Genomic DNA, 21,410 nt, shown 5'->3' with positions numbered 1-21,410 from the left:
CCCCCCGGTCTCATCAGATCGTGGCGCAGTGACGAAATCAGAGAGAGCACAGACCGAGATCGACGACCACGCATCGGATGTGGTGATCGGCCCGACCTCGGAGTCGGATGCGGGTGAGGTGCTCACCCTGCAGCGCGCGGCGTTCGTGTCGGAGGCGCAGATCTACGGCAGCGCCGATATGCCCCCGCTGACCCAGACGCTCCCCGAAGTGGAGGCCGAGCTGCGTTCCAGCAGCGGCCTCGCGGCGCGGAAGGACGGACGGCTGGTCGGGGTCATCCGGTTCGTCGAGGACGACGGCGTCCTACTGATCGGCAGGATCGCGATCGCGCCCGACATGCAGGGAGAGGGCATCGGGCGCACGCTGCTCGACGCGGCCGAACGCGCGTCGAGCGCGGATGTGGCCGAGCTCTTCACCGGCAGTCTGAGCGAGGCCAACATCCGCCTGTACGAGTCATGCGGATACGAGGAGGCCGAGCGCGTGCCGCAGGGCGACGGAACCGAGCAGGTGTTCCTGAGAAAACCTCTGCATCAGGTGTGAGACCCCTCTGAACGGGCGCGTCGGGTTGAATCGTCCCGCCGAGTGCGGAATCGTGGCCCGTCACGCCGCACCCGCGTCGTGACCGCAACCGGAAGGAGAGTCTTGTGCTCACCCTCACCGATAACGCCACCGCAATCGTGAACACCCTCGTCAGCCGTCAGACCGACGCTGACGACGCCGGGCTTCGCATCCACTCCACGCCCGCCCCTGGACCGGATGGGGGTGCGCGCCTCGCCGTCCTCGTGACGCCGGACCCGGAACCCGACGACCAGGTCGTCGAGGTGTCGGGCACCCGACTCTTCCTCGATGAGACCGCCGCAGCCGCGCTCGATGACAAGGTGCTCGACGCCGGCGTCGATGACGAGGGGTCCGTGTCCTTCGCCGTGCTTCCGCAGGTCTCCTGAGGAGATCCGCCACCGGATGCCGCGGCTCATCGAGCCGCGGCATCCGTGCGTCTGGGACTGCCGCGCATCCGCCTCGCGTAGGTTAGACGGAGACCCGTGATCGTCGCGGATCCAGAAGGACCGTTCCCCCGCATGAAGCTGGCATTGCTCCGTCGCTACGTCGTCCTCGCTGAGACGCTGCACTTCCCCCGAGCCGCTTCCCAGCTGGGCATTCCCCTGGCCTCCCTGTACACCTCTCTCGACAAGCTCGAGGACGAGGTCGGACACACGCTGATCAATCGCGAAGGGACGCCGCGACTCACGAACGTGGGAGAGCTGTTCCTCGCTGAAGCGCAGGCGACCGTGGCCGCCGCTCCCCCGCCCGCGCCGAAGACGGCGGGCCCGGCGGGCGGCAAGGCCAAGGCGTCCAAGGGCAAAGGTCGCGCGCCCATCGTGAAGGGTCAGCCGAAGCCCTACAAGAAGCGTCAGGGTCGCTGAGCCTCAGCGTTCGGTGACCTGGCCGCTCTCGACGGACCACCGCCGATCGGTCTGGACGGCCTCCAGCATCCGTCGGTCGTGCGTGACCAGCAGCAGAGTTCCGGTGTACGACTCGAGCGCCTGCTCGAGCTGTTCGATCGCCGGCAGGTCGAGGTGGTTGGTCGGCTCGTCGAGGACGAGCAGATTGACTCCCCGCGCCTGCAGCAGCGCCAGTGCCGCCCGCGTGCGTTCACCCGGTGACAGGGCTTCGACGGAACGCGTGACGTGGTCTGCCCTCAGACCGAACTTCGCCAGCAGAGTGCGCACCTCGGCCGACGACATCTCGGGCACGAGAGCCTCGAACGCATCGGCGAGCGCAGAATCGCCGATCAGCAGCGACCGAGCCTGGTCGATCTCGCCGATCTGCACGCTGCTCCCGAGCGCCGCGGTCCCCTCGACGGTTTGCTGTCGTCCGAGGAGCCCACGGAGCAGTGTCGACTTGCCGGCGCCGTTGGGACCGGTGATTCCGATGCGGTCGCCGACGTCCACCTGCAGCGACAGCGGCCCCAGCGTGAACGCGCCCTGCTGGAAGACCGCCCCGTTGAGTGTCGAGACCACGCTGCTCGATCGGGGCGCCGAGCCGATCGTGAACTCCAGCTGCCATTCCTTGCGCGGCTCCTCGACCTCGTCCAGTCGTGCGATCCGGCTCTCCATCTGACGCACCTTCTGCGCCTGCTTCTCACTCGACTCCGTCGACGCCTTGCGCCTGATCTTGTCGTTGTCCGGAGCCTCCTTCATCGCGTTCCGGACGCCCTGGCTCGACCATTCTCGCTGGGTGCGCGCCCGCGCGACGAGGTCCGCCTTCTTGTCGGCGAACTCGTCGTACTTCTCCCGCAGGTGCCGACGCACGACGGCGCGTTCCTCGATGTAGGCGTCGTAGCCGCCCCCGTAGAGACGATTCGATCCCTGGGCGAGATCGAGTTCGAGCACGCGGGTGACGCTGCGAGCCAGGAACTCGCGGTCGTGGCTGACGAGAACGACGCCGCCGCGGAGACCGCGTACGAACGCCTCGAGGCGCTCCAGCCCATCGAGGTCGAGGTCGTTGGTCGGCTCGTCGAGGAAGACGATGTCGAACCGCGACAGCAGCAGTGCGGCGAGTCCGACGCGAGCCGCCTGGCCGCCGGACAGGCCGGTCATGAGCGCGTCCTCCGCGACGCCGCTCGTGCTCGGGAGTCCGAGGTCGGCGAGCACCGCAGGGATGCGCTCCTCGAGATCGGCGGCACCGCTCGCGAGCCACCGATCGAGCGCCTGAGAATAGGTGTCGGCGGGGTCCGTGCCCGCCGGGGCGAGCGTGGGATCGCCGAGCGCCGCTGCAGCGGCATCCATCTCACTCGTCGCCGTCGCGCAGCCCGTGCGGCGCGCGATGTATCCCGCCACCGTCTCGCCGTCGACGCGCTCATGCTCCTGAGGCAGCCAGCCGACGAAAGCGTCGGTGGGCGCGAGCGAGATCGACCCGCCCATCGGCGCATCCACACCGGCGAGCAGGCGGAGCAGAGTCGATTTCCCTGCGCCGTTCGCACCTACCACGCCGATGACGTCACCGGGAGCGACGGTCAGGTCGAGGCCCTCGAAGAGGATGCGGTGGCCGTAGCCGCCTGCCAGGTTCTGGGCGACGAGGGTGGCGGTCATCAGACCAGTCTGTCAGGCTCACGGCTGGTCCACGCCCGCCCCGGCCCGGTGACCGTCAGGCCACGGCGCGGAAGAAGAGCGAGAACCAGAGGATGAAGAAGGCGACCTGAGCGAGCGTGCCGAGAGGGCGCGACTCTCGTCAGAGCGCGACCTGATCATGCGTCGCGATCGCGAACTCCTGCCCGGGATACCGCAGTCCCGAGAAGTACATGTTCGTGTGCGCGACGATCTGCTCACCTGAGATCGGCACGCCGTCCCACTCCGTGTCGACCGTCGTGTGCGCGTCACTCACGAGGGTCACGTCATAGCCTTCCGCCGCCGCGCGCTGCATCGTGGTGCGTACGCAGAAGTCGGACTGCGCGCCGGTGATCACCAGTCGTGTCGCGCCGAGGGCGCCCAGGGTCTCGCGCAGGTTCGTGTCGGCGAAGGAGTCGCGGTAGCTCTTGCGAACCAACGGCTCTCCTTCGTCCCGCCGCAGCGGCGCGGCGAGCTCCCACTCGGGTGTGCCCACTCCGACGGGGTCGTGGTGGACCCAGACCACGGGAACCCCACCGTCGCGAGCGCGCTCGACGAGGCTTGCGGCACGCGCGAGCACACCGTGCTCGTCGAAGCATCCCGGCATCACGCCGGCCTGCAGGTCGATCGCGAGGACGACAGTGCGGCCAGATGATGGCATCCGAGTCAGTCCCAGTCCAGGTATTCCTCGATGATCACGCCGGTCTCGATCGGGTGGTGCATCGGGAACAGGTGGTCGCCGGCGATCGTCTTGATGCTGGAACGGTCGGGCATCGTGGCCTGCAACGCCTCGGCAGTGGCGGCGGGGGTGTCGGTGTCTTCGGTTCCCTGCACGATCAGCACGGGGATCGCCGGTGCGACGGCGATGTCGACGTCCTCGACGCCGAGCAGCAGCAGACCGTTTGCCCGGTCGCTGTGCGCTGCCACGAGGGCGCGTGCGATCGTCCCGCCGAAGCCGTGACCGCCGACCCAGGTGTCCTCGATTCCGACGTGATCGATCACGTCGATGACGTCGTCGACGCGCTCGTCGAGCGAGGCATCGGATGCCGCGCGGTGGCCGATCCGCAGCACATGGAAACCCGCCTCTTCGGCGAGATAGTGCGCGGCGACGCCCAGCACGTCCGCGGCGAGTCCCTGCTCCTGGATCAGAACCAGCTTGACCGGACCGTCTCCCTCATCCACGAAGGGTATCGCGCGGCCCTCTGGCTCGAAGATCTGGGTATCGGTCATGGGCGCGCGGCTCCTCGTTCGGATGTCAGGGATCGCTTTCCAGCGTAGTCGAGCCCGTCGGCGGAGATCGGCCCCGCCCCACCTCAGGCGCGCAGGGGCGTAGAGTCAGGCCAGGAGCTGACTCTGGTTCCCCGAAGATGGGAACCCGTTGTCAGACACGACACGCTCGTCCGTCCATACCCCGACCTCCGGCCCGGAGCTTCTGACCCTCGGCCTGCTGGCGAACTCCTCGATGGAGAACGAACGGCGCCTCCCGATCCATCCCCGCCATCTCGACCGCATCGACGCGGATGTGCGCGCTCGCATGATCGTCGAGCACGGGTACGGCGCCGACTTCCAGCTGGAGCCCGGCTATGTGGAGTCCCGCGTCGGCCGGGTCGCCGCGCGGTCTGACGTGCTCGCCTCCGCTGACGTGCTGCTGCTGCCCAAGCCGCAGCTCGCGGATGTCGCCGAGATCAGCGCTGGCGGCATTCTGTGGGGCTGGCCGCACTGCGTGCAGGACGTCGCTCTCACGCAGACCGCGATCGACAGCCGCCTCACGCTGATCGCCTTCGAGGCCATGAACCACTGGACCCCGCAGGGAGACATGAGCCTGCACGTCTTCCACAAGAACAACGAGCTGGCCGGCTACTGCTCGGTCATCCATGCGATGAGCCTCGTCGGCTCGACCGGGGACTACGGCCCGCGCCTGCGCGCAGTCGTCATCGGCTTCGGGGCGACGGCACGCGGCGCGGTGACGGCGTTGAATGCTCACGGGGTGCACGACATCGAAGTCCTCACTCAGCGCGGGGCGGCCGCCGTGGGCTCCCCCATCCACAATTCGCACCTCACTCAGCTGAACACCGACGACGGACCCACGCACCTCAGCGAGGTCGAGACGGAGGACGGCTCCGTGCTGCTCCCAGACTTCCTGGCGACGTACGACATCGTCGTGAACTGCACCCTGCAGGATGTCGCGGCGCCGTTGACGTATCTGCGCACCGAGGACCTGTCCCGTTTCGCCTCGGGCAGCCTGATCATCGATGTGTCGTGCGACGAGGGCATGGGCTTCGAGTGGGCGACCCCGACGACCTTCGACGAGCCGATGTTCACGGTGGGTCAGGGCGTGAACTACTACGCCGTCGACCACAGCCCGTCGTATCTCTGGAACTCGGCCACGTGGGACATCAGCGAAGCTCTCCTGCCTTTCCTCCGCACTGTGCTCGAAGGCCCCGACGCGTGGGCCGAGAGCTCGACGCTCACACGCGCGATCGAGATCCGCGACGGAATGATCCAGAACCCGAGCATCCTGAGCTTCCAGGGACGATCGACGGATTACCCGCACGCCCTGGCGGTGTGACGCGCGCTAGATGTTCCGTTTGAGCCCGACGTGGGCCGTCTGGTAGCCGAGCCGGGTGTAGAACGCGCGGGTGCGATCCCGAGCCTCGTCGGTGGTGATCTGTGACAGCGTTGCCCCCCGCGCACGACCGAATTCGTGCGCCCACTCCAGCATCGCCGCGCCCAGGCCCCGTGATCGCTCCGCCGTCGCGACACGCAGTCCCTCGATCTGCAGTCGGGTCGACCCGCCGCGAGAGAGCCCCGGGATGACGGTCAACTGCATGGTGGCGACGATGCGGTCGGCGCTGTCCCGGACGACCCCCAGGTAGTTGGATGCGTCGCGGATGACGGCGCGGAAGCCCGCCTCGTATCGGTCGAGTTCGACACTCTCACGGTCTGCACCGAATCGATCGTCCGACAGCAGCGCTGCGATCGCCTCGATGTCATCCCGGCTGGCCCGCTCGACACGGAAGGTTCGGCCGGCCACCTGCAGTCGTCCCCGCACCGAGGACCGCGCGTCGGCCTGCATCCTGGCTACGAGCAGGTCGAGCCATCCGCCGACATTGGTGCGAGCCTCTGCGGTGTCGGGATAGCGGCATCTCAGGTGCAGACCGGACTCGTCCAGGATGAACCACAGCATGACGCCGTCGGTGTCGGTTGCCGCGCTGACGTACTGGGCGTCGAGCCCGACGGAGTCGATCCGCACGGGCAGCCTGCGCAGATCCAGCCACGAGATCGCGAACATCCCTGGAGCCACCGGCATCCCACCCCACGGTGCGAGCACATCTGCGAGCGGCCACGCACCGAGTTGTACTGCTTCCTTGACGGCCGCTGCCGCAGCGTGCGGTTCGGCGAGCTCCGATTCGAGGACGGAATTCGTGATGAACCAGCCGACCGAGTCATGCCAGTCGTCCTCGAAGCGACTGTGCACGGGGAACACGGCTCGCAGCGCAGTACCCGCGACTTCGCGCGTCACCGCGGTCATCGCGACCACCGCCGATGCGAGCGTGGAGACGCCATCGTCACGGGCCTGCGCGGCGAATGCCGCGGCGTCGTCGACATCGAACACATCGCGCACTTCCACGCGCTCGCGATGCGGCTCGGGTGCGCCGAGCGACAGGGGGAACTGCGGCATCACACCGCCGCTGTCCGCGATGATCGCTTCCCATCGCCGCCGGACGTGGTCCGGTGCAGGGTCCTTGTCCAGCAGCGCCTGCGTGTGTTCGACGAATGCCGGCGCCGACCTCGGCGTCGACATCGGCTTCGCGCCCGTCTTGCCCGCGTCCAGCGCGGACAGCAGATCGCGCACGATCACGAGCATCGACCACATGTCGACGTGCGCGTGGTCCGCCGCGATCACGACCGTGAGCCCCGCAGCGGTCTCCAGCACGCACAGCCGATGGGACGGACGTCCGTATGGGGAGCACTCCGCGTCGAGGATATCGCGCAGCACGTCATTGACCGCCTGACCAGGGCCCACCTGATGCTCGACCCAGCTTCCGGGGCTGATCTCGATCTCGTGAAGCGTCGGATCGCCGTCCGCACCACGTGCGAAGGCCGATCGCAGCGTGCCATGTCGAGCGACGACAGCCAGCCACGCATCCGCGATCGATTCACGATCGGTCTGTGCGGGCAACCGGAACGACAGAGCCATCCAGGAGCCGGGTCGGTCACCCGCCCCGACATGCAGTCGCTGGTCGAACGACACGGGCAGGGGTCGTCCGAGCGCGGACGCGCTGACGTCGTACCCCCAGAGCCGTCCGAAGGGGAGGCGGAGGTGCGTGACGTTGGTCAGTCGCATGGGTAGCACCATATCGTCCGGATAACCTGATCACTCAACACGACTGCCCGAGCAGACTCGCTCAGTCATCGATCGAGGAGCCTGATGCCCACCTTCGAGGTACCCGGAGCCGAGCTGGCTGTCGCCCTGAGCGATGAAGGCGGGCACCCCGTCGTCCAGCTGCATGGCCTCACGTCGAGCCGGGCCCGCGACCGGGTGCTCAATCTCGACCTCGGTCGCGGACTGAGCGGAACTCGACTCCTGCGGTACGACGCACGCGGCCATGGCCGTTCGACCGGGCGGAAGGTTGCCAACGACTATCGCTGGCCGAACCTCGCGGATGATCTTCTGCGGTTGCTCGATCATTGGTTCCCCGGCGAGCGCGTCCACGGGGTCGGCCCCTCGATGGGTGCCGCGACCCTTCTGCACGCTGCGTCGCTCGCGCCGGACCGCTTCACCGGACTCACACTCATGGTGCCGCCCACCGGGTGGAAGACCAGACCCGATCAAGCGGACATCTACCGAGCCGCGGCTGCGCTGATCGAAGCCGATGGTGTCGAGGCGTTCCTCGCCAGCATGCGCGGATCGACGCCACCCCCGGCCACCGTCTCGGCCCCGGAGACATGGCCCGACGTCGCCGATGCCCTTCTGCCGTCGTTGCTTCGCGGTGCAGCGCTCAGCGACCTGCCCACCCCTGAGGCGGTCGCAGGAATCGATGTGCCGACGACGATATTGGCCTGGGTGGACGACCCCGGCCACCCGCTGTCGACCGCGGAATCCCTCGCCGAGCTGCTCCCGCACGCGACCCTGGCCGTCGCCCGAACTCCGGGAGACGTTCAAGTCTGGCCCGAGCTCTTGAGTCAGGATGTCGAGCGTCGCAGCTAGACCGGCTGTGCGCGCCGAGTTCGCTCGCGACTCCACGGCATGGCGATCATCGCCGGTCGCTGTCACGCTCGTATCCGCACCGACCGCGCAGTGATATCTTCATGCGGTGAGGCCAGAATTCGGGGATACCGCAGGCGCGATTTTCGCCGTCACCCTCGTGGTGGACATGCCGATCACCAAGCTCCATGCGCTGGACGTCATCGCTTTCGCGGCCGACAGCGCCATCCAAGACGCACGCACCGCGTCCCCTCGGGTACCGCTGTCGCCCGAGGCCTGGGCAGAGGTGCAGATCCCACGTTTCGCGGATCCGCCGCCGATCGCCATCGACGTCTGCTCTGACGCAAGCGTCGAAGTCGCGAGCGCTGCCGCCGACCGCCTCACGGAGGCACTGACGCAGGTCGGCTGGACCGTGCGTGCTCGACGTAGCGACGAGATCTGATTCGCACCCCGCGGCTTCGTAGGGGCCCGTGCCGATCTCCTCAGCACTCGGGCAGAACATCGCTCAGTTGTTGAAACGGAACTCCACGACGTCGCCATCCATCTCGGGTCGAACCGACGAGGCACCCGCCCTTGCGACGGCCGCTAGCCCGAGAAGGTACCGCGTACCCACCTCAGCCATCGTGATCGACCGCAGCTTGTAGCCGAGCGGTCGAGGATGCCACGTGGCATCTGGTCGAACCTCGTTCAGGTAGATATAGCGCGAAGTCACATCATCCAGAGTGCCGATCCAGATCGCGCTGCGTTCATTCTCCTTCTGAATCCCGACCAATTCGCCTTGACGCGCAAAGCCGCCGAGGGCGGACGCAGCATCGTCTAAATCGAGGTCGACGGAGAAGGAAGGCGGCCACTCAGGCTGAGTCTTGACGAACTCCTGGGCAAACGTCTCGTCAGACGTGACACGCGCGACGTCGCGCAATCGGAGCACGACGTACCCGTCGAAGTATCCGCCGTCGGCGGTCTGCGCCACGAGGATCCACTGCTCGCCGATCCGAAGCACGATGCCATCGACCCGGTCGGCGAACTTCGGCTTGCGCTCGATACGCAAAATCGACTTCGCCTCCTGCGCTCGTAGGAGCGCCCGGTGCAGTCGCCGGGAAACCATCGGATCAGCTCTCGCTCGTAGATGTGTTTCCGATGCGGAACTCCACCGGGTTCCCGTCGCGCTTTTCGTCGCGCACCGCGGCTCGTGCCGCCGCGAGCTGCGAATCATAGTCCGCCGACAGTGGCGCAAGGAGGACGCTTTCCAGCATCGCCTCAGTATTCCACAGGACGCGCTGGGCCGCGGATACCTACCCCTCAGGGAAGCAGCCCTGCGGACCGTAGCCAGACGTCAACAAATCGGTAGAACAGGGCTACAGCGCCGCCGATCACCGCAGTTGCAGTGACTCCGGCTGTCCACCGTAGCCACGTCGGCCACTTCCGCCGGAGAGGCTGAGCGGCCTCATCGATGTCCGGCGCGGGACGATCCTTCGCAGCACCGAGAACATCCATCAGGTCGGTTCCAACTGCGACCAGCCCCTTGGCCCGGCTGGCGCTCGAAGCGTACCCAACGATCTTCACCCAGTGTTGGTCAGTCCAGACGTAGACATCAACTCGGTCACCGCCCACGGAGATGAATGAGCTGAACGAGTACGTGAACGGCAGGCCATCTGATTCGAGCACGGCGACGGCCTCATCCAAGGACTCGCGACTAGGCGTGATGCTGCCGTCCGTCGCTTTGACCCATGACGTGCGCGACTTCAGATCGCCCAGCTCATAGACGAGCCTGTCCATCACCCGTTTGTAGGCCGACCAGGCCGTGTCCGGCGACTTCAGGTAGCGATCACCGGAGGCGTTGTACTCCCACACACTGACCATGGTGGCAGAGAGCCGGTCTCCGGTGTCCGTCGCGTGCTACTTCGAACCGCCAGATGTGTTTCCGATACGGAACTCCACGACGTCGCCGTTCACATCAAGTCCTCGAAGCTCTCTTCACCGGGACGCCAAACCATCGATGAGCCGTCCTTAAATCCCATGAGTTCCGCGATCTCGATGTTAATCTCGTCGAGCGTCGGGTGGATGACAAGTGCGCCGGTGTCCAGGGCGAGTCGAACGCCTGATCCCGTCCGTTCCGTTGTCGAAACGACCGTACCGGGCGTCAGCCTGCGCAGGGCATCCGCATATCCGGCATCCTTCTCACTCCACGTGCGTCCATCGAACTCGACCACCGGCCAGACGTAGCAATTGAGCGTGACCGGGTGACCCGCTCCGGGCGAGCCGTCGAACCGAAACTGCACATAGTCGTTGAGGACGAACTCAACGGAGAACATCCGCTCGCCGACAAGGCGCGACAGCAACCCGTTCGACTCGTACATCTTCCGGTCCATCGCTGATGACTACTTGGACCCGCCGGATGTGTTTCCGATACGGAACTCCACGACGTCGCCGTCCTGCATGACGTAGTCCTTGCCCTCGAGGCGCGCCTTGCCCTTGGAGCGGGCTTCGACTACGGACCCGGTCTCGACGAGGTCGTCGAACGAGACGATCTCAGCCTTGATGAAGCCCTTCTCGAAGTCGGTGTGGATGACTCCGGCGGCCTGCGGCGCCTTGGATCCCTTGGGGATCGTCCACGCGCGCGCCTCTTTCGGGCCAGCCGTGAGGTACGTCTGCAGTCCGAGCGTGTCGAAGCCGATGCGGGCGAGCTGGTCGAGACCGGACTCGTCCTGCCCGGTCGACGCGAGCAGCTCTGCGGCATCCTCGGGGTCGAGGTCGATCAGCTCGGACTCGATCTTGGCGTCGAGGAAGATGGCCTTCGCCGGGGCGACCAGCGCGGCGAGCTCCGCCTTGCGGGCGTCGTCGGTGAGCACGCCCTCGTCGACGTTGAAGACGAAGATGACCGGCTTGGCGGTGAGGAGTCCGAGCTCGCGGATCGGCGTCAGATCGATGCCCGCGACGGACAGCAGCACACCGCGCTCGAGCGCATCCTTCGCCGCGTTGGCGGTCTCGAGGACGACGGGCTCGATCTTCTTGCCGCGCACCTCCTTCTCGTACCGCGTGATCGCCTTGTCGACGGTCTCGAGGTCGGCCAGCATGAGCTCGGCGTTGATGGTCTCCATGTCGGATGCCGGATTGACCGCACCGTCCACGTGCACGACGTCGTCATCTGCGAACCCGCGCACGACCTGGGCGATGGCATCCGCCTCACGGATGTTCGCGAGGAACTTGTTGCCGAGTCCCTCCCCCTCGCTCGCGCCGCGCACGATGCCGGCGATGTCGACGAACGACACCGCGGCGGGCAGGATGCGCTCGCTGCCGAAGATCTCGGCCAGCTTGTCGAGACGAGGATCGGGCAGGTTCACCACCCCGACGTTCGGCTCGATCGTCGCGAACGGATAGTTCGCCGCGAGCACGTCGTTCTTGGTCAGAGCGTTGAAGAGGGTGGACTTGCCGACATTGGGCAGGCCGACGATTCCGATAGTGAGAGCCACGGGGGTCGAGTCTACCGGTCGCAGGTGCGCAGCCCCTGCGGGTGTCGGCGTCAGGCTCGCACGGCGCGGAATGCGTGCGTCACGTAGGGCAGGTCGATCGTCCCCTCACCGTCGAGTCCGAGCTCGTCGAACAGCTCGTCCATCTGCCGGGTGATCTCTGAGCGTTCGTCGTCCGACGCCGCGATCAGGTAGCTGCGCGAGCGCGCCATCTGATGCAGCTGCGTCCGGCTCATCGCCCGGGTCCACCCCCACTGCTGCTTCTCGATCCCTGTGAAGGGGGCCTCGATGCGCGGGCCGTCGGAGCCGGGTCCGTTGACCATGTCCTCCGCCGGACTGCTGTGCATGATGTCAGTGAGACGGCGCACCCAGTCCGCGCGTTCGTCGCGGATGTTCCAGATCAGCCCCAGCACTCCCCCGGTGCGGACGACTCGTCCGAGTTCGAGGGACGCCGCAGACGGCTCGACCCAGTGCCAGGCCTGACCCAGCACGGCGGCGTCGAGGCTGGCGTCGGGCAGCGGCATCCGTTCGGCTGTTCCCTGGAAAGTCGGAACACCGGGAACGCTCCGCCGCAGTGTCGCGAGCATGGCGGCGTCCGGATCCACGGCGACGACCTCGGCATCCGGGGCCTGCGCGAGCACACGTGTGAGCTTTCCGGTGCCCGCGCCCACGTCGGCGACGCGACGGGAGCCGTGCGGCATCGGATCGAGCATCCACGACACGGCCTCGAAGGGATACTCGGGTCTTCCCGCCTCGTAGTTCGCGGCCTCGGCGCCGAAGGATGTTGCTCGGTCGGTACTCATGTCGCCAGCCTACGGCGCGTCATCCTGGAGCGTCTCGGATGCCGGGAGAGAGTGGGGATGTGCCACTGGATTTCACCGCAATCGACTTCGAGACGGCGAACTCCAGCCCCGCCTCGGCCTGCTCCGTCGGCCTCGTGCGGGTGCGCGACGGCAGGATCGTCGCCACCGCCGGATGGTTGATCCGCCCGCCCGCCGGTCACGACGAGTTCCAGGAGTGGAACACCAAGATCCACGGCATCCGCGCCCACGACGTGATCGACGCGGCCACCTGGGCCGATCAGTTCGACCGCCTGTGCGCCTTCGCCGGCGCCGACGTGCTCGTGGCGCACAACGCGGGCTTCGACCTCAACGTGCTCCGCCGGGCGTCCGAGGCCACCGGCGGCGACTGCCCGCCGTATCGCTCGCTGTGCAGCCTGCAGGTGGCTCGCAAGACCTACGACCTCGAGTCGTACCGACTCCCGAAGGCCGCAGAGGCTGCGGGCTTCACCGGCTTCTCGCACCATGACGCGCTTGCGGACGCGCTCGCGTGCGCCCACATCATCATCGACGCCGCTCGCCGACACGGCGCGTCCGACGTCTTCTCCCTGGCGGATGCATTGTCGCTGCGAGTGACCGAGCCGGTCCTCGCCACCCCGGAGCGCGCGGTCGCCTGAGTCGCACCGGACGAATGTCCGTGGCCGAGCGCATCATGGAGCACATGGATGCTCTCACGCTCGTTCTTCTCCTGGTCGCGCTCGCGGCCGGCGCCGCCGTGGGGTGGTTCCTCCGCGGATCGCGCGGAGCAGCAGACCTCGCTCGCGCCGAGGCCGAGCTCGCCGCAGCTCGAGACGATCGCGACCGACAGTACGACCTGTATCGGGATGCCGTCGAGCACGCGAGGCTCGAGCAGCGCGCCGAGGCGCAGCGGGTGCAGCAGCAGAATGCGGTGCTCACCGCGCTCGCTCCCGTGCGCGAGAGTCTCCAGCAGATGCAGCAGAAGGTCTCGGCGATCGAGCAGGAGCGTCATGCGCAGTTCGGATCGCTCGCGGAGCAGCTCAGGCGCGCGCAGGAGTCCGACGAGGCGTTGCGCTCGACGACCGAGTCGCTCGCCGGAGCACTGCGCTCGACCGCCACACGAGGGGTCTGGGGTGAGACGCAGCTGCGACGGGTCGTCGAGGCCGCAGGGCTGATCCGACACGTCGACTTCGATCTGCAGTCCAGCATCTCGTCGGACCGGGGTCAGGGACGACCCGACATGGTGATCCGTCTCGCCGGCGGCACATCGATCGCGGTCGACGCCAAGGTTCCGCTCGATGCCTACCTCGAGGCATCGGCACTGCCGATCGGGGACGCGCATGAGACCCAGCGTCGCTCCCACATGCAGAAGCACGTGAAGGCCGTTCGCGCGCACGTGGACGCGCTCGCGAAGAAGGCGTACTGGACGGGCCTCGACGCCAGTCCTGAGTTCGTCATCTGCTTCCTGCCGAGCGAGTCGCTGCTCGCCGCAGCCATCGACGAAGATCCGACGCTGCTGGACTACGCATTCACGAAGAAGGTGGCGCTCGCGTCCCCGGTGAATCTGTGGGCCGTGCTCAAGACCGTGGCCTACAGCTGGACGCAGCAAGAGGTGTCGACCGAGGCGCGCGCACTGCTGAATCTCGGCACCCAGCTCTACGACCGACTCGGCGTCCTCGCGGGGCACGCCGACGATCTGCGCCGCGCACTCGAGCGCACGGTCGACAGCTACAACAGATTCGCGGGTTCGCTCGAGAGCCGTGTGCTCGTGACGGCCAGGCAGTTCCCCGGAATCAGCGCGTCGACGCTCGACTCCGCCCCACCGGCGATCACCGCGCAGACGCGACGCTTCACCTCGGCAGAGCTCATGAGCGGCTCCGGTGCGGAGATCGGCTCCGAGCTCCGCATCCCCCATGCTGCTGACGATGCGTCCGCTGCGCCGGGTACGTCGATCCAGGCCGATGTCGGAGACGTTCGCGGCCGGGTCAGCGACGACGAATCAGCGAACGCGGATTCAGCATCCCGACCGGTCGAGGCGGAAGAGCCCCGCCGCTGAGATCAGGCGACGCCCGGTACGCCGCTGAGCAGCAGGATCACGAGGCCGCTGGTCACGACGAAAGCTCCGACCATCCACCAGGAGCTGATCTCGTGCCCCTCGTCGAGGCGCTTGCGGAACAGCACGTCCGCACGTCGAGCGGGATCTGAGACAGCCGTCTTGACGACAGGCGCCGCCGGAGTCGCGATCGGCAGAGGCACTCCGGCCTCGTCGACGTTGATCCGCATGATCCGGCCGGTCGGCGTCGTCACGATCTTGGTCGGCGTGCCCTGGGAACCATTCGTGTGCTGCGTTGTCATCGGTCTGCCCTCCTGTGCCTGCGGTGCCTGGCGGCTCCGTCGACGGCGACAAATCCAGTGTCAATTGTCACACGAACGCACGAGAAAGCTCGGCTCAGCACCGCACAGGCGGTACCGGGTCGGTAACGATGAGGGGCCCGTTCCCGACTCGCGCTCTCAGGTCACGGCAGTCAGAGCCACTTCGAGACGAGGTGCTCCGAGGCGATCCGGCGAAGGGTTCCCGAGGCACCGCGCAGCACGACGCTCTCGGTGTAGATGTAGCCGCCCTCGCGTCGGACGCCGGCCACCAGCTGGCCGTCCGTGACGCCGGTGGCGACGAAGATCGTGTTGTCCCCGCGCACGAGATCGTCGGCCTCGTAGACCTTGTCCATGTCGAGGCCGGCGTCGATTCCGCGCTGGCGCTCATCGTCGTCGCGAGGCCAGAGCCGCCCCTGGATGTGACCGCCGAGAGCCTTGATCGCACACGCCGTCACGATTCCCTCGGGGCTGCCGCCCACCCCGACGCACATGTCGGTTCGGGCCGCGTGACGCGCCGCGTTGATCCCGCCGGCGACGTCGCCGTCGCTCATGAGTCGCGTCCCGGCACCGGCATCCCGGATCTCCTGGATCAGCTGCTCGTGACGCGGGCGGTTCAGCACCGAGACGACGATCTCGTCCACCGGCTTGCCGAGAGCCCCCGCGAGCTTGCGGATGTTCTCGCCGATCGGCAGACGGATGTCGACCACTCCGACACCGGCAGGGCCCGTGACGAGCTTGTCCATATAGAAGACGCTGGACGCGTCGAGCATCGATCCGCGATCAGAGACGGCGATGACCGAGAGCGCATTCTGACGTCCTGCTGCGGTCAGCGAGGTGCCATCGATCGGGTCGACGGCGATGTCGCACTCCGGGCCGCTGCCGGTGCCGACCTCTTCGCCGTTGAAGAGCATCGGAGCATTGTCCTTCTCGCCCTCACCGATGACCACTCGCCCCTGGAAGGCCACTGTCCCGAGGAAGGCACGCATCGCATCGACGGCGGCGCCGTCCGCCGCCTCCTTCGCGCCACGACCGATGAACGGAACGGCGCGGATGGCGGCCGCTTCAGTGGCCCGCACCAGCTCCATCGCGAGGTTTCGATCCGGACGAAGGGGGCTGAGATCCGCTGTAAGACTAACCATGCGGTCAGCCTAACCAGCGTGAACGTCTGAAACGGCAGTTTTCGGTCGAGTGACGACGAAGGAATCCCGATTCTTAACACACGGGTAGGAGGGCGTGCTCGCCCCGTCGCCGCCGACAGCATCCGGCAGTCAGCCCCGATAGAGTGACTGCTGTCCCGGCTTCCCCAAATCGCAGGAGTTCTCATGCCCGTCGCCACCCCGGATCAGTACGCCGAAATGCTCGACCGCGCGAAGGCCGGCGGCTTCGCGTACCCGGCTTTCAACGTCTCGAGCTCGCAGACCATCAACTCCGTCCTCCAGGGCCTGACCGAGGCAGGTTCCGACGGAATCATCCAGGTCACCACCGGCGGTGCCGACTACTTCGCCGGCCACACGGTCAAGGCCCGCGCGACCGGCGCACTCGCCTTCGCGCGCTTCGCGACCGAGGTCGCGAAGAACTACCCGATCACCGTCGCGCTGCACACCGACCACTGCCCGAAGGATGCTCTCGCCGGCTTCGTCGAGCCGCTGATCTCCGCCTCCGAAGACGAGGTCAAGGCGGGACGCAACCCGATCTTCCAGTCCCACATGTGGGACGGCTCGGCCGTGCCGCTCGCGGAGAACATCGAGATCGCCAAGGATCTCCTGCCCCGCATGAAGAACATCAACGCCATCCTCGAGGTCGAGATCGGCGTCGTCGGCGGCGAGGAAGACGGTGTGGCGCACGAGGGATCCAACGATGCCCTCTACACGACGTTCGCGGACGTCGACCAGGCCGTACAGGCGCTCGGTCTCGGCGAGCAGGGGCGCTACATCGCAGCCCTCACGTTCGGCAACGTCCACGGCGTCTACAAGCCGGGCGGAGTGAAGCTGCGTCCCGAGCTCCTCGGAGAGATCCAGCAGCAGGTCGCCGCGAAGTACAACACCGGCGCGAAGCCGCTCGACCTCGTCTTCCACGGCGGTTCTGGTTCGACCGATGAGGAGATCGCCCTCGCGGTGGCCAACGGCGTCATCAAGATGAACATCGACACCGACACGCAGTACGCCTACACGCGTGCCATCGCGGACTACATGTTCAAGAACTACGACGGTGTGCTCAAGGTCGACGGCGAGGTCGGCAACAAGAAGCAGTATGACCCGCGCGCCTGGGGCAAGATCGCGGAGACGGCCATGGCCGCTCGCGTCGTCGAGTCCACGCGCCAGCTCGGCTCGTACGGCCAGTCCCAGAGCTGATCCAGCCTGACAACGCAGATGCCCCCGACCGAACGGCCGGGGGCATCTCCTGTTTCACGGGGTCATCCACCCGCCGTCTTGGCGACGAAGTCGATGAACGCCGGGTCGTTCATCAGCGGAATCGCGGCACACACCGACGCCACGAGCAGAGTCACCGCCGCACCGACCAGCGGAACCCACCACGAGAGCTTGCCGGCGCGCAGGCGGCGGATCGACAGGAAAGCGGTGAGCGACCAGCCCACGGCGAGCACGATCGCCGCGACGGTGCCCCAGATCCGGCCCTCAGCGAAGTTGGTGAACTCGCCGTCCACGCCGAGCACCGTCATCATCTGATTCATCGCGGTGGAGAAGTCGAGGTACGACAGTCCTGTCATCACGACATTGATCAGCCCGTAGGCGAGCAGTGCGATGGTCACGAAGCGATCGACGGGACGCGGACGAGCCGCTGCCGATGCGGACGGGACTCGGTCACCGGGAGCGGGCGCGTTCTCGGTCCCGCTCACATCCACAGCCGGCACCTCGCCCAGCGGCGGCAGCCCTGCTGCCCTCCGCTGCTCTTCGAGGGTCGCGATTTCGCCGTACTGGGGACGCTGATCGGTCATTCGGCCATGGTATCCGCCCGGTCTCTGCACGACTCACAGACTGCGGGCGTCAAAAGAATGGCGGCCCCGGAGGAGTGGGGACTCCTCGGGGCCGCGGAGTCGGAACGCTGGGGACGCTCGTCATCCAAGTGGGGTGAGGAACGCTGGGGACATTCCTCCACCTGTAGCGCCGATTGCACAGACGACTACACCTCACATGTTAGGAAAGCGCGTGCCCGAGCACCAGAGGCACTTCTTCAGATAGTGAAGAGCATCAGACGGGCGACGCGTGCTGCGTCAGATCGGCGTCGCCAGACGGGCTGCGCCGCCGCCCAGAGCGTCCGCCCCCAACTGCATGGACAACCGCCTCGCCACGAGCTTGAGCTTCCCGACCAGGCCGCGATCGAAGCGCGGGTGTCCCACCGGAAGCGAGACGGCGAGTGAGGCTCTGACGCTCGGGGCGATCACGGGAACGGCGATGCAGGTGTTGCCGATGGCATACTCCTCGCGGTCCACGGCGAATCCCGGAGAGCGGTCGAGCTCCGCGATCAGCGCACGCCGGTCACTGATCGTGCGAGACGTGAGTTCCTCCAGCGGATGCCGCGAGAGATAGTCGTCACGCTCCTCTCCGCTCAGATCGCTGAGGATCTGCTTGCCGAGCGCCGTGGCATGCGCGCTCGAATCCAGACCCACCCACAGATCGAGCCGAGGACTGCGCGGGGCATCCACGATGTCGATGAGGTGCACTTCGCCGTCCTGATAGCGGGACAGGTATGCGGAAGCACCCACCTCGTCGGCGGTCTGACGCAGGGCCATGCGGACGTGCGCGAAGAACACGCCCCCGGCGTCGGACTGCAGCCGGAAGGCGGGGAAGTTCTCGCCGAGGACCAGACCGTCGGGCTCGCTCACGAGATACCCCTCATGCACCAGTGTGCGCACGAGGTTGTAGGTCGTGCCCGGGGTGAGGCCGGTTCGCATGGCGAGAGTCTTGACCGGCACCGGGCGCGGAGAGTTCGCGACCATGTCGACGAGTCGGAGCGCGCGCTGCACCGAGCCGATCAGCGTCGGCGCCGCCTCTGTGGCGGCCACCGTCAGGCGTTCCCGCTGGAGGAACGGCCTCCCAGCGCACGCGCGTCTCGCTGACCCGCGGCATCCTGTCGCAGCTCCTTGGGCAGGGAGAACATGAGGTCCTCCTCCGCCGTCTTGACCTCTTCGACGTCGCGGTAACCCGCTCCGTCGAGTGCGTCGAGGACCTCGCGAACCAGCACCTCGGGCACGGAGGCGCCGGAGGTGACACCGACCGTCGCAACGCCGTCGAGCCACTCCTGCTTGACCTCTTCGGCGTAGTCCACGCGATAGGCGGCCTTCGCGCCGTATTCGAGCGCGACCTCGACGAGGCGCACCGAATTCGACGAGTTCGAGGAACCGACGACGATCACGAGGTCGGCGTTCGCCGCGACCTTCTTGATGGCGACCTGGCGGTTCTGCGTGGCGTAGCAGATGTCATCGGACGGCGGATTGTGCATCTCGGGGAACCGGGCCCGCAGTCGGTTCACGGTCTCCATGGTCTCGTCGACCGAGAGCGTGGTCTGCGAGAGCCAGACCACCTTCGAGGGGTCCTTCACCTGCACGGTGTCGGCTTCGGCGGGCGAGTTCACGATGGTCACATGCTCGGGAGCCTCTCCCGCAGTGCCCTCGACCTCCTCGTGCCCCTCGTGGCCGATGAGCAGGATCTCGAAATCGTCGCGGGCGAAACGCACTGCCTCGCGGTGAACCTTGGTGACCAGCGGGCAGGTCGCGTCGATGGCGTGCAGGCCGCGGTCCGACGCCGCCTCGACGACCGCGGGCGAGACTCCGTGCGCACTGAAGACGACGTGAGCGCCCTCGGGAACCTCGTCGACCTCCTCGACGAAGATCGCGCCCTTCTCCTCGAGCTCGGTGACGACGTGGATGTTGTGCACGATCTGCTTGCGCACGTAGACCGGCGCGCCGTAGCGCTCGAGCGCCTTCTCGACGGCGACCACAGCCCGGTCGACGCCGGCGCAGTATCCGCGCGGAGCGGCGAGCAGAACACGCTTGTTCCCGACGACCGGGTTATCCTGAAGCCGCCCGGCCGCCCCACGTACTCGGGGGATGCGCGGCAGAGGCAGATGAACGGCAGTCGAGGTCACCCTTGAATTCTACCGCCGAGAACCTGAGCAGGAGCGGGAAGGGGCACCGAGCGCATGACGGTCTTCGAAGCATCGACGCGTCCTGGCGAGACTCCGCCGGCGGATGCGGTCGCCCCGCGCGACTCCTCGGCCGACGCACCGACCTCGGTCGCACGCCTGAACGCGACGATCCGCGACTTCGTGGCGCGCTGGAACACGGTGTGGGTCGAAGGCGAGATCACCTCCTGGAACGTGCGCGGGGGCAACATCTTCGCCCGGCTCAAGGACACCCGCTCCGACGCGCAGATCTCCATCAGGATCTGGTCGAGTGTGCGCCCGCGGATCCCCGGTGATCTGGCTGTCGGCGACCATGTCGTCGCCGCCGTCAAGGCCGACTACTTCGTCAAGGCCGGCGATTTCAGCTTCGCCGTCTCGGCGATGAAGCACGTGGGCCTCGGCGATCAGCTGGAGAAGCTGGAGAAGCTGCGACAGCAGCTGCGCCAGGAGGGCCTGTTCGACGCGTCGCGCAAGAAGCGCCTCCCGTTCCTCCCCCACGTGATCGGCCTGATCACGGGAGAGAAGTCGGATGCCGAGAAGGACGTGCACCGCAACGCCGAGTTGCGCTGGCCCCAGGTGCGCTTCCGCACGGAGTATGCGGCTGTTCAGGGCGACCGGTGCGTCCCCGAGACCCTCGCCGCTCTGGCACGACTGGATGCCGACCCGGATGTCGACGTGATCGTCATCGCCCGCGGCGGCGGCGATCCGCAGACGCTGCTCGGATTCAGTGACGAACGGCTCGTCCGGGCTGTGGCCGCGGCAACGACTCCGATCGTCAGCGCGATCGGACACGAGAACGATCATCCGCTTCTGGACGACGTGGCCGACCTGCGCGCATCGACTCCGACGGATGCCGCGAAGCGCGTCGTACCCGACGTCAGCGAGCAGCGGGCGCTGATCGCGCAGCTGCGATCCCGAGCCACGACCCGACTGACGCAGCGGCTGTCGCACGACATCGCGCAGCTCGAGCAGCTGCGGTCCCGTCCCTCGCTGCGCTCCCCCGACCCGATCATCGAGTCGCGTTCTCAGGACGTGTGGCTGCTGCTCTCGCGGGGACGCGACACGATCACCCGTCAGCACGATGCGGCCGGCCGTGCGACGAGCGAGCTGCGAGCCTCACTGCGGGCGCTCTCCCCCGCGGCCACGCTGTCGCGCGGCTATGCGATCGCCCACCTCGAGGGCGGAGTGATCCTCCGCGACGCCGCCGACGCTCCGGCCGGCAGCAGCCTGACGATCACGGTCGACCGCGGCTCCGTCGCGGCTCGTTCCGAGGGCGAGATCGCGGAAGCACCGGTGCCCCGCTCCGGATGAGCGGGTCCCGCG

25 protein-coding genes are annotated in these 21,410 nt (G+C 67.3%); 10 read left to right on the top strand and 15 right to left on the bottom strand.

Going from position 1 to position 21,410, the window contains the following annotated elements; all coding sequences use genetic code 11:
* Positions 1–28: 28 nt before the first annotated feature.
* The 3 genes from AKG07_RS00905 (at position 29) to AKG07_RS00895 (ending at position 1,419) form a co-directional block, all read left to right on the top strand.
* Positions 29–538: a GNAT family N-acetyltransferase gene (locus AKG07_RS00905; RefSeq protein ID WP_372984305.1), complete on the top strand. Its 510-nt coding sequence runs from the start codon at positions 29–31 to the stop codon at positions 536–538.
* Positions 539–642: 104 nt separating this feature from the next.
* A complete protein-coding gene (locus tag AKG07_RS00900; protein ID WP_053095543.1) occupies positions 643–942 on the top strand; it encodes a Fe-S cluster assembly protein HesB in 300 nt (99 codons plus the stop codon).
* 132 nt (positions 943–1,074) lie between these two features.
* Complete coding sequence (locus AKG07_RS00895; RefSeq protein WP_053099048.1) at positions 1,075–1,419, top strand: LysR family transcriptional regulator; 345 nt, start codon at positions 1,075–1,077, stop codon at positions 1,417–1,419.
* Between the two features lie 3 nt (positions 1,420–1,422).
* On the opposite strand, the gene AKG07_RS00890 is transcribed toward AKG07_RS00895, so the two are convergent.
* The 3 genes from AKG07_RS00890 to AKG07_RS00880 all read right to left on the bottom strand — a co-directional run bounded on the left by AKG07_RS00890 (position 1,423) and on the right by AKG07_RS00880 (position 4,332).
* Positions 1,423–3,087, bottom strand: a complete 1,665-nt coding sequence (locus AKG07_RS00890) for an ABC-F family ATP-binding cassette domain-containing protein (RefSeq protein WP_053095542.1) — start codon at positions 3,085–3,087, stop codon at positions 1,423–1,425.
* A gap of 139 nt (positions 3,088–3,226) precedes the next feature.
* Entirely contained in the window at positions 3,227–3,763 is a 537-nt protein-coding gene (locus AKG07_RS00885; protein ID WP_053095541.1) for an isochorismatase family protein, read from the bottom strand.
* A gap of 5 nt (positions 3,764–3,768) precedes the next feature.
* Positions 3,769–4,332, bottom strand: a complete 564-nt coding sequence (locus tag AKG07_RS00880; protein ID WP_053095540.1) for an alpha/beta fold hydrolase — start codon at positions 4,330–4,332, stop codon at positions 3,769–3,771.
* Between the two features lie 232 nt (positions 4,333–4,564).
* Here AKG07_RS00880 and AKG07_RS00875 point away from each other — a divergent pair, with 232 nt between their 5' ends.
* Positions 4,565–5,671, top strand: coding sequence for a N(5)-(carboxyethyl)ornithine synthase (locus AKG07_RS00875; protein WP_053099047.1), 1,107 nt, complete (start codon positions 4,565–4,567; stop codon positions 5,669–5,671).
* Positions 5,672–5,677: 6 nt separating this feature from the next.
* Here AKG07_RS00875 and AKG07_RS00870 read toward each other — a convergent pair whose 3' ends face one another.
* Positions 5,678–7,450: a GNAT family N-acetyltransferase gene (locus AKG07_RS00870; RefSeq protein ID WP_053095539.1), complete on the bottom strand. Its 1,773-nt coding sequence runs from the start codon at positions 7,448–7,450 to the stop codon at positions 5,678–5,680.
* A gap of 84 nt (positions 7,451–7,534) precedes the next feature.
* On the opposite strand from AKG07_RS00870, the gene AKG07_RS00865 reads away from it, so the two are divergent.
* Both AKG07_RS00865 and AKG07_RS00860 read left to right on the top strand, forming a co-directional pair.
* Entirely contained in the window at positions 7,535–8,314 is a 780-nt protein-coding gene (locus AKG07_RS00865) for an alpha/beta fold hydrolase (protein ID WP_053095538.1), read from the top strand.
* Positions 8,315–8,420: 106 nt separating this feature from the next.
* Entirely contained in the window at positions 8,421–8,753 is a 333-nt protein-coding gene (locus AKG07_RS00860; RefSeq protein WP_233277298.1) for a hypothetical protein, read from the top strand.
* A gap of 63 nt (positions 8,754–8,816) precedes the next feature.
* Here the strand turns inward: AKG07_RS00860 and AKG07_RS00855 are convergent, their stop codons facing one another.
* From AKG07_RS00855 to AKG07_RS00835, 6 genes are all read right to left on the bottom strand, one after another.
* On the bottom strand, positions 8,817–9,359 hold the full coding sequence (locus AKG07_RS00855) for a hypothetical protein (RefSeq protein WP_150115048.1): 543 nt from the start codon (positions 9,357–9,359) through the stop codon (positions 8,817–8,819).
* A gap of 61 nt (positions 9,360–9,420) precedes the next feature.
* Positions 9,421–9,564 carry a hypothetical protein gene (locus AKG07_RS17780; protein WP_171821898.1) on the bottom strand — a complete coding sequence of 48 codons (144 nt, stop codon included), beginning with the start codon at positions 9,562–9,564 and terminating at the stop codon, positions 9,421–9,423.
* Positions 9,565–9,610: 46 nt separating this feature from the next.
* On the bottom strand, positions 9,611–10,162 hold the full coding sequence (locus AKG07_RS00850) for a hypothetical protein (protein ID WP_150115047.1): 552 nt from the start codon (positions 10,160–10,162) through the stop codon (positions 9,611–9,613).
* A gap of 98 nt (positions 10,163–10,260) precedes the next feature.
* A complete protein-coding gene (locus tag AKG07_RS00845; RefSeq protein WP_233277297.1) occupies positions 10,261–10,680 on the bottom strand; it encodes a hypothetical protein in 420 nt (139 codons plus the stop codon).
* 9 nt (positions 10,681–10,689) lie between these two features.
* Positions 10,690–11,781 (bottom strand): redox-regulated ATPase YchF, encoded by a 1,092-nt coding sequence (ychF, locus tag AKG07_RS00840; RefSeq protein ID WP_053095535.1) that lies wholly within the window; start codon positions 11,779–11,781, stop codon positions 10,690–10,692.
* 50 nt (positions 11,782–11,831) lie between these two features.
* Positions 11,832–12,581, bottom strand: a complete 750-nt coding sequence (locus tag AKG07_RS00835) for a class I SAM-dependent methyltransferase (protein WP_053095534.1) — start codon at positions 12,579–12,581, stop codon at positions 11,832–11,834.
* A gap of 59 nt (positions 12,582–12,640) precedes the next feature.
* Between AKG07_RS00835 and AKG07_RS00830 the strand changes: the two genes are divergently transcribed.
* Together AKG07_RS00830 and AKG07_RS00825 are read left to right on the top strand one after the other, a co-directional pair.
* Positions 12,641–13,234 (top strand): exonuclease domain-containing protein, encoded by a 594-nt coding sequence (locus AKG07_RS00830; RefSeq protein ID WP_053095533.1) that lies wholly within the window; start codon positions 12,641–12,643, stop codon positions 13,232–13,234.
* A 44-nt stretch (positions 13,235–13,278) separates the two neighbouring features.
* Positions 13,279–14,631 (top strand): DNA recombination protein RmuC, encoded by a 1,353-nt coding sequence (locus AKG07_RS00825; protein ID WP_150115171.1) that lies wholly within the window; start codon positions 13,279–13,281, stop codon positions 14,629–14,631.
* 2 nt (positions 14,632–14,633) lie between these two features.
* Here AKG07_RS00825 and AKG07_RS00820 read toward each other — a convergent pair whose 3' ends face one another.
* Both AKG07_RS00820 and glpX read right to left on the bottom strand, forming a co-directional pair.
* Positions 14,634–14,930, bottom strand: a complete 297-nt coding sequence (locus tag AKG07_RS00820) for a hypothetical protein (RefSeq protein WP_053095531.1) — start codon at positions 14,928–14,930, stop codon at positions 14,634–14,636.
* A gap of 170 nt (positions 14,931–15,100) precedes the next feature.
* Positions 15,101–16,087 carry a class II fructose-bisphosphatase gene (gene glpX, locus AKG07_RS00815; protein ID WP_053095530.1) on the bottom strand — a complete coding sequence of 329 codons (987 nt, stop codon included), beginning with the start codon at positions 16,085–16,087 and terminating at the stop codon, positions 15,101–15,103.
* A 183-nt stretch (positions 16,088–16,270) separates the two neighbouring features.
* On the opposite strand from glpX, the gene fbaA reads away from it, so the two are divergent.
* Entirely contained in the window at positions 16,271–17,299 is a 1,029-nt protein-coding gene (gene fbaA, locus AKG07_RS00810; protein WP_053095529.1) for a class II fructose-bisphosphate aldolase, read from the top strand.
* Positions 17,300–17,361: 62 nt separating this feature from the next.
* Here fbaA and AKG07_RS00805 read toward each other — a convergent pair whose 3' ends face one another.
* The 3 genes from AKG07_RS00805 to AKG07_RS00795 form a co-directional block, all read right to left on the bottom strand.
* Positions 17,362–17,901, bottom strand: a complete 540-nt coding sequence (locus tag AKG07_RS00805) for a DUF6264 family protein (protein WP_053095528.1) — start codon at positions 17,899–17,901, stop codon at positions 17,362–17,364.
* A gap of 276 nt (positions 17,902–18,177) precedes the next feature.
* Positions 18,178–18,969: an IclR family transcriptional regulator gene (locus tag AKG07_RS00800; protein WP_053095527.1), complete on the bottom strand. Its 792-nt coding sequence runs from the start codon at positions 18,967–18,969 to the stop codon at positions 18,178–18,180.
* Positions 18,970–18,971: 2 nt separating this feature from the next.
* Positions 18,972–20,015 carry a 4-hydroxy-3-methylbut-2-enyl diphosphate reductase gene (locus AKG07_RS00795; protein ID WP_053099044.1) on the bottom strand — a complete coding sequence of 348 codons (1,044 nt, stop codon included), beginning with the start codon at positions 20,013–20,015 and terminating at the stop codon, positions 18,972–18,974.
* 90 nt (positions 20,016–20,105) lie between these two features.
* On the opposite strand from AKG07_RS00795, the gene xseA reads away from it, so the two are divergent.
* On the top strand, positions 20,106–21,398 hold the full coding sequence (gene xseA / locus AKG07_RS00790; protein ID WP_053095526.1) for an exodeoxyribonuclease VII large subunit: 1,293 nt from the start codon (positions 20,106–20,108) through the stop codon (positions 21,396–21,398).
* The last annotated feature ends 12 nt before the right edge of the window (positions 21,399–21,410 follow it).

The organism is Microbacterium sp. CGR1 (assembly GCF_001266755.1).
In the GTDB taxonomy this organism is placed as follows: domain Bacteria; phylum Actinomycetota; class Actinomycetes; order Actinomycetales; family Microbacteriaceae; genus Microbacterium.
The sequence above is the reverse complement of the archived record's forward strand: the minus strand, read 5'-3'. Positions and strand labels throughout refer to the sequence as shown.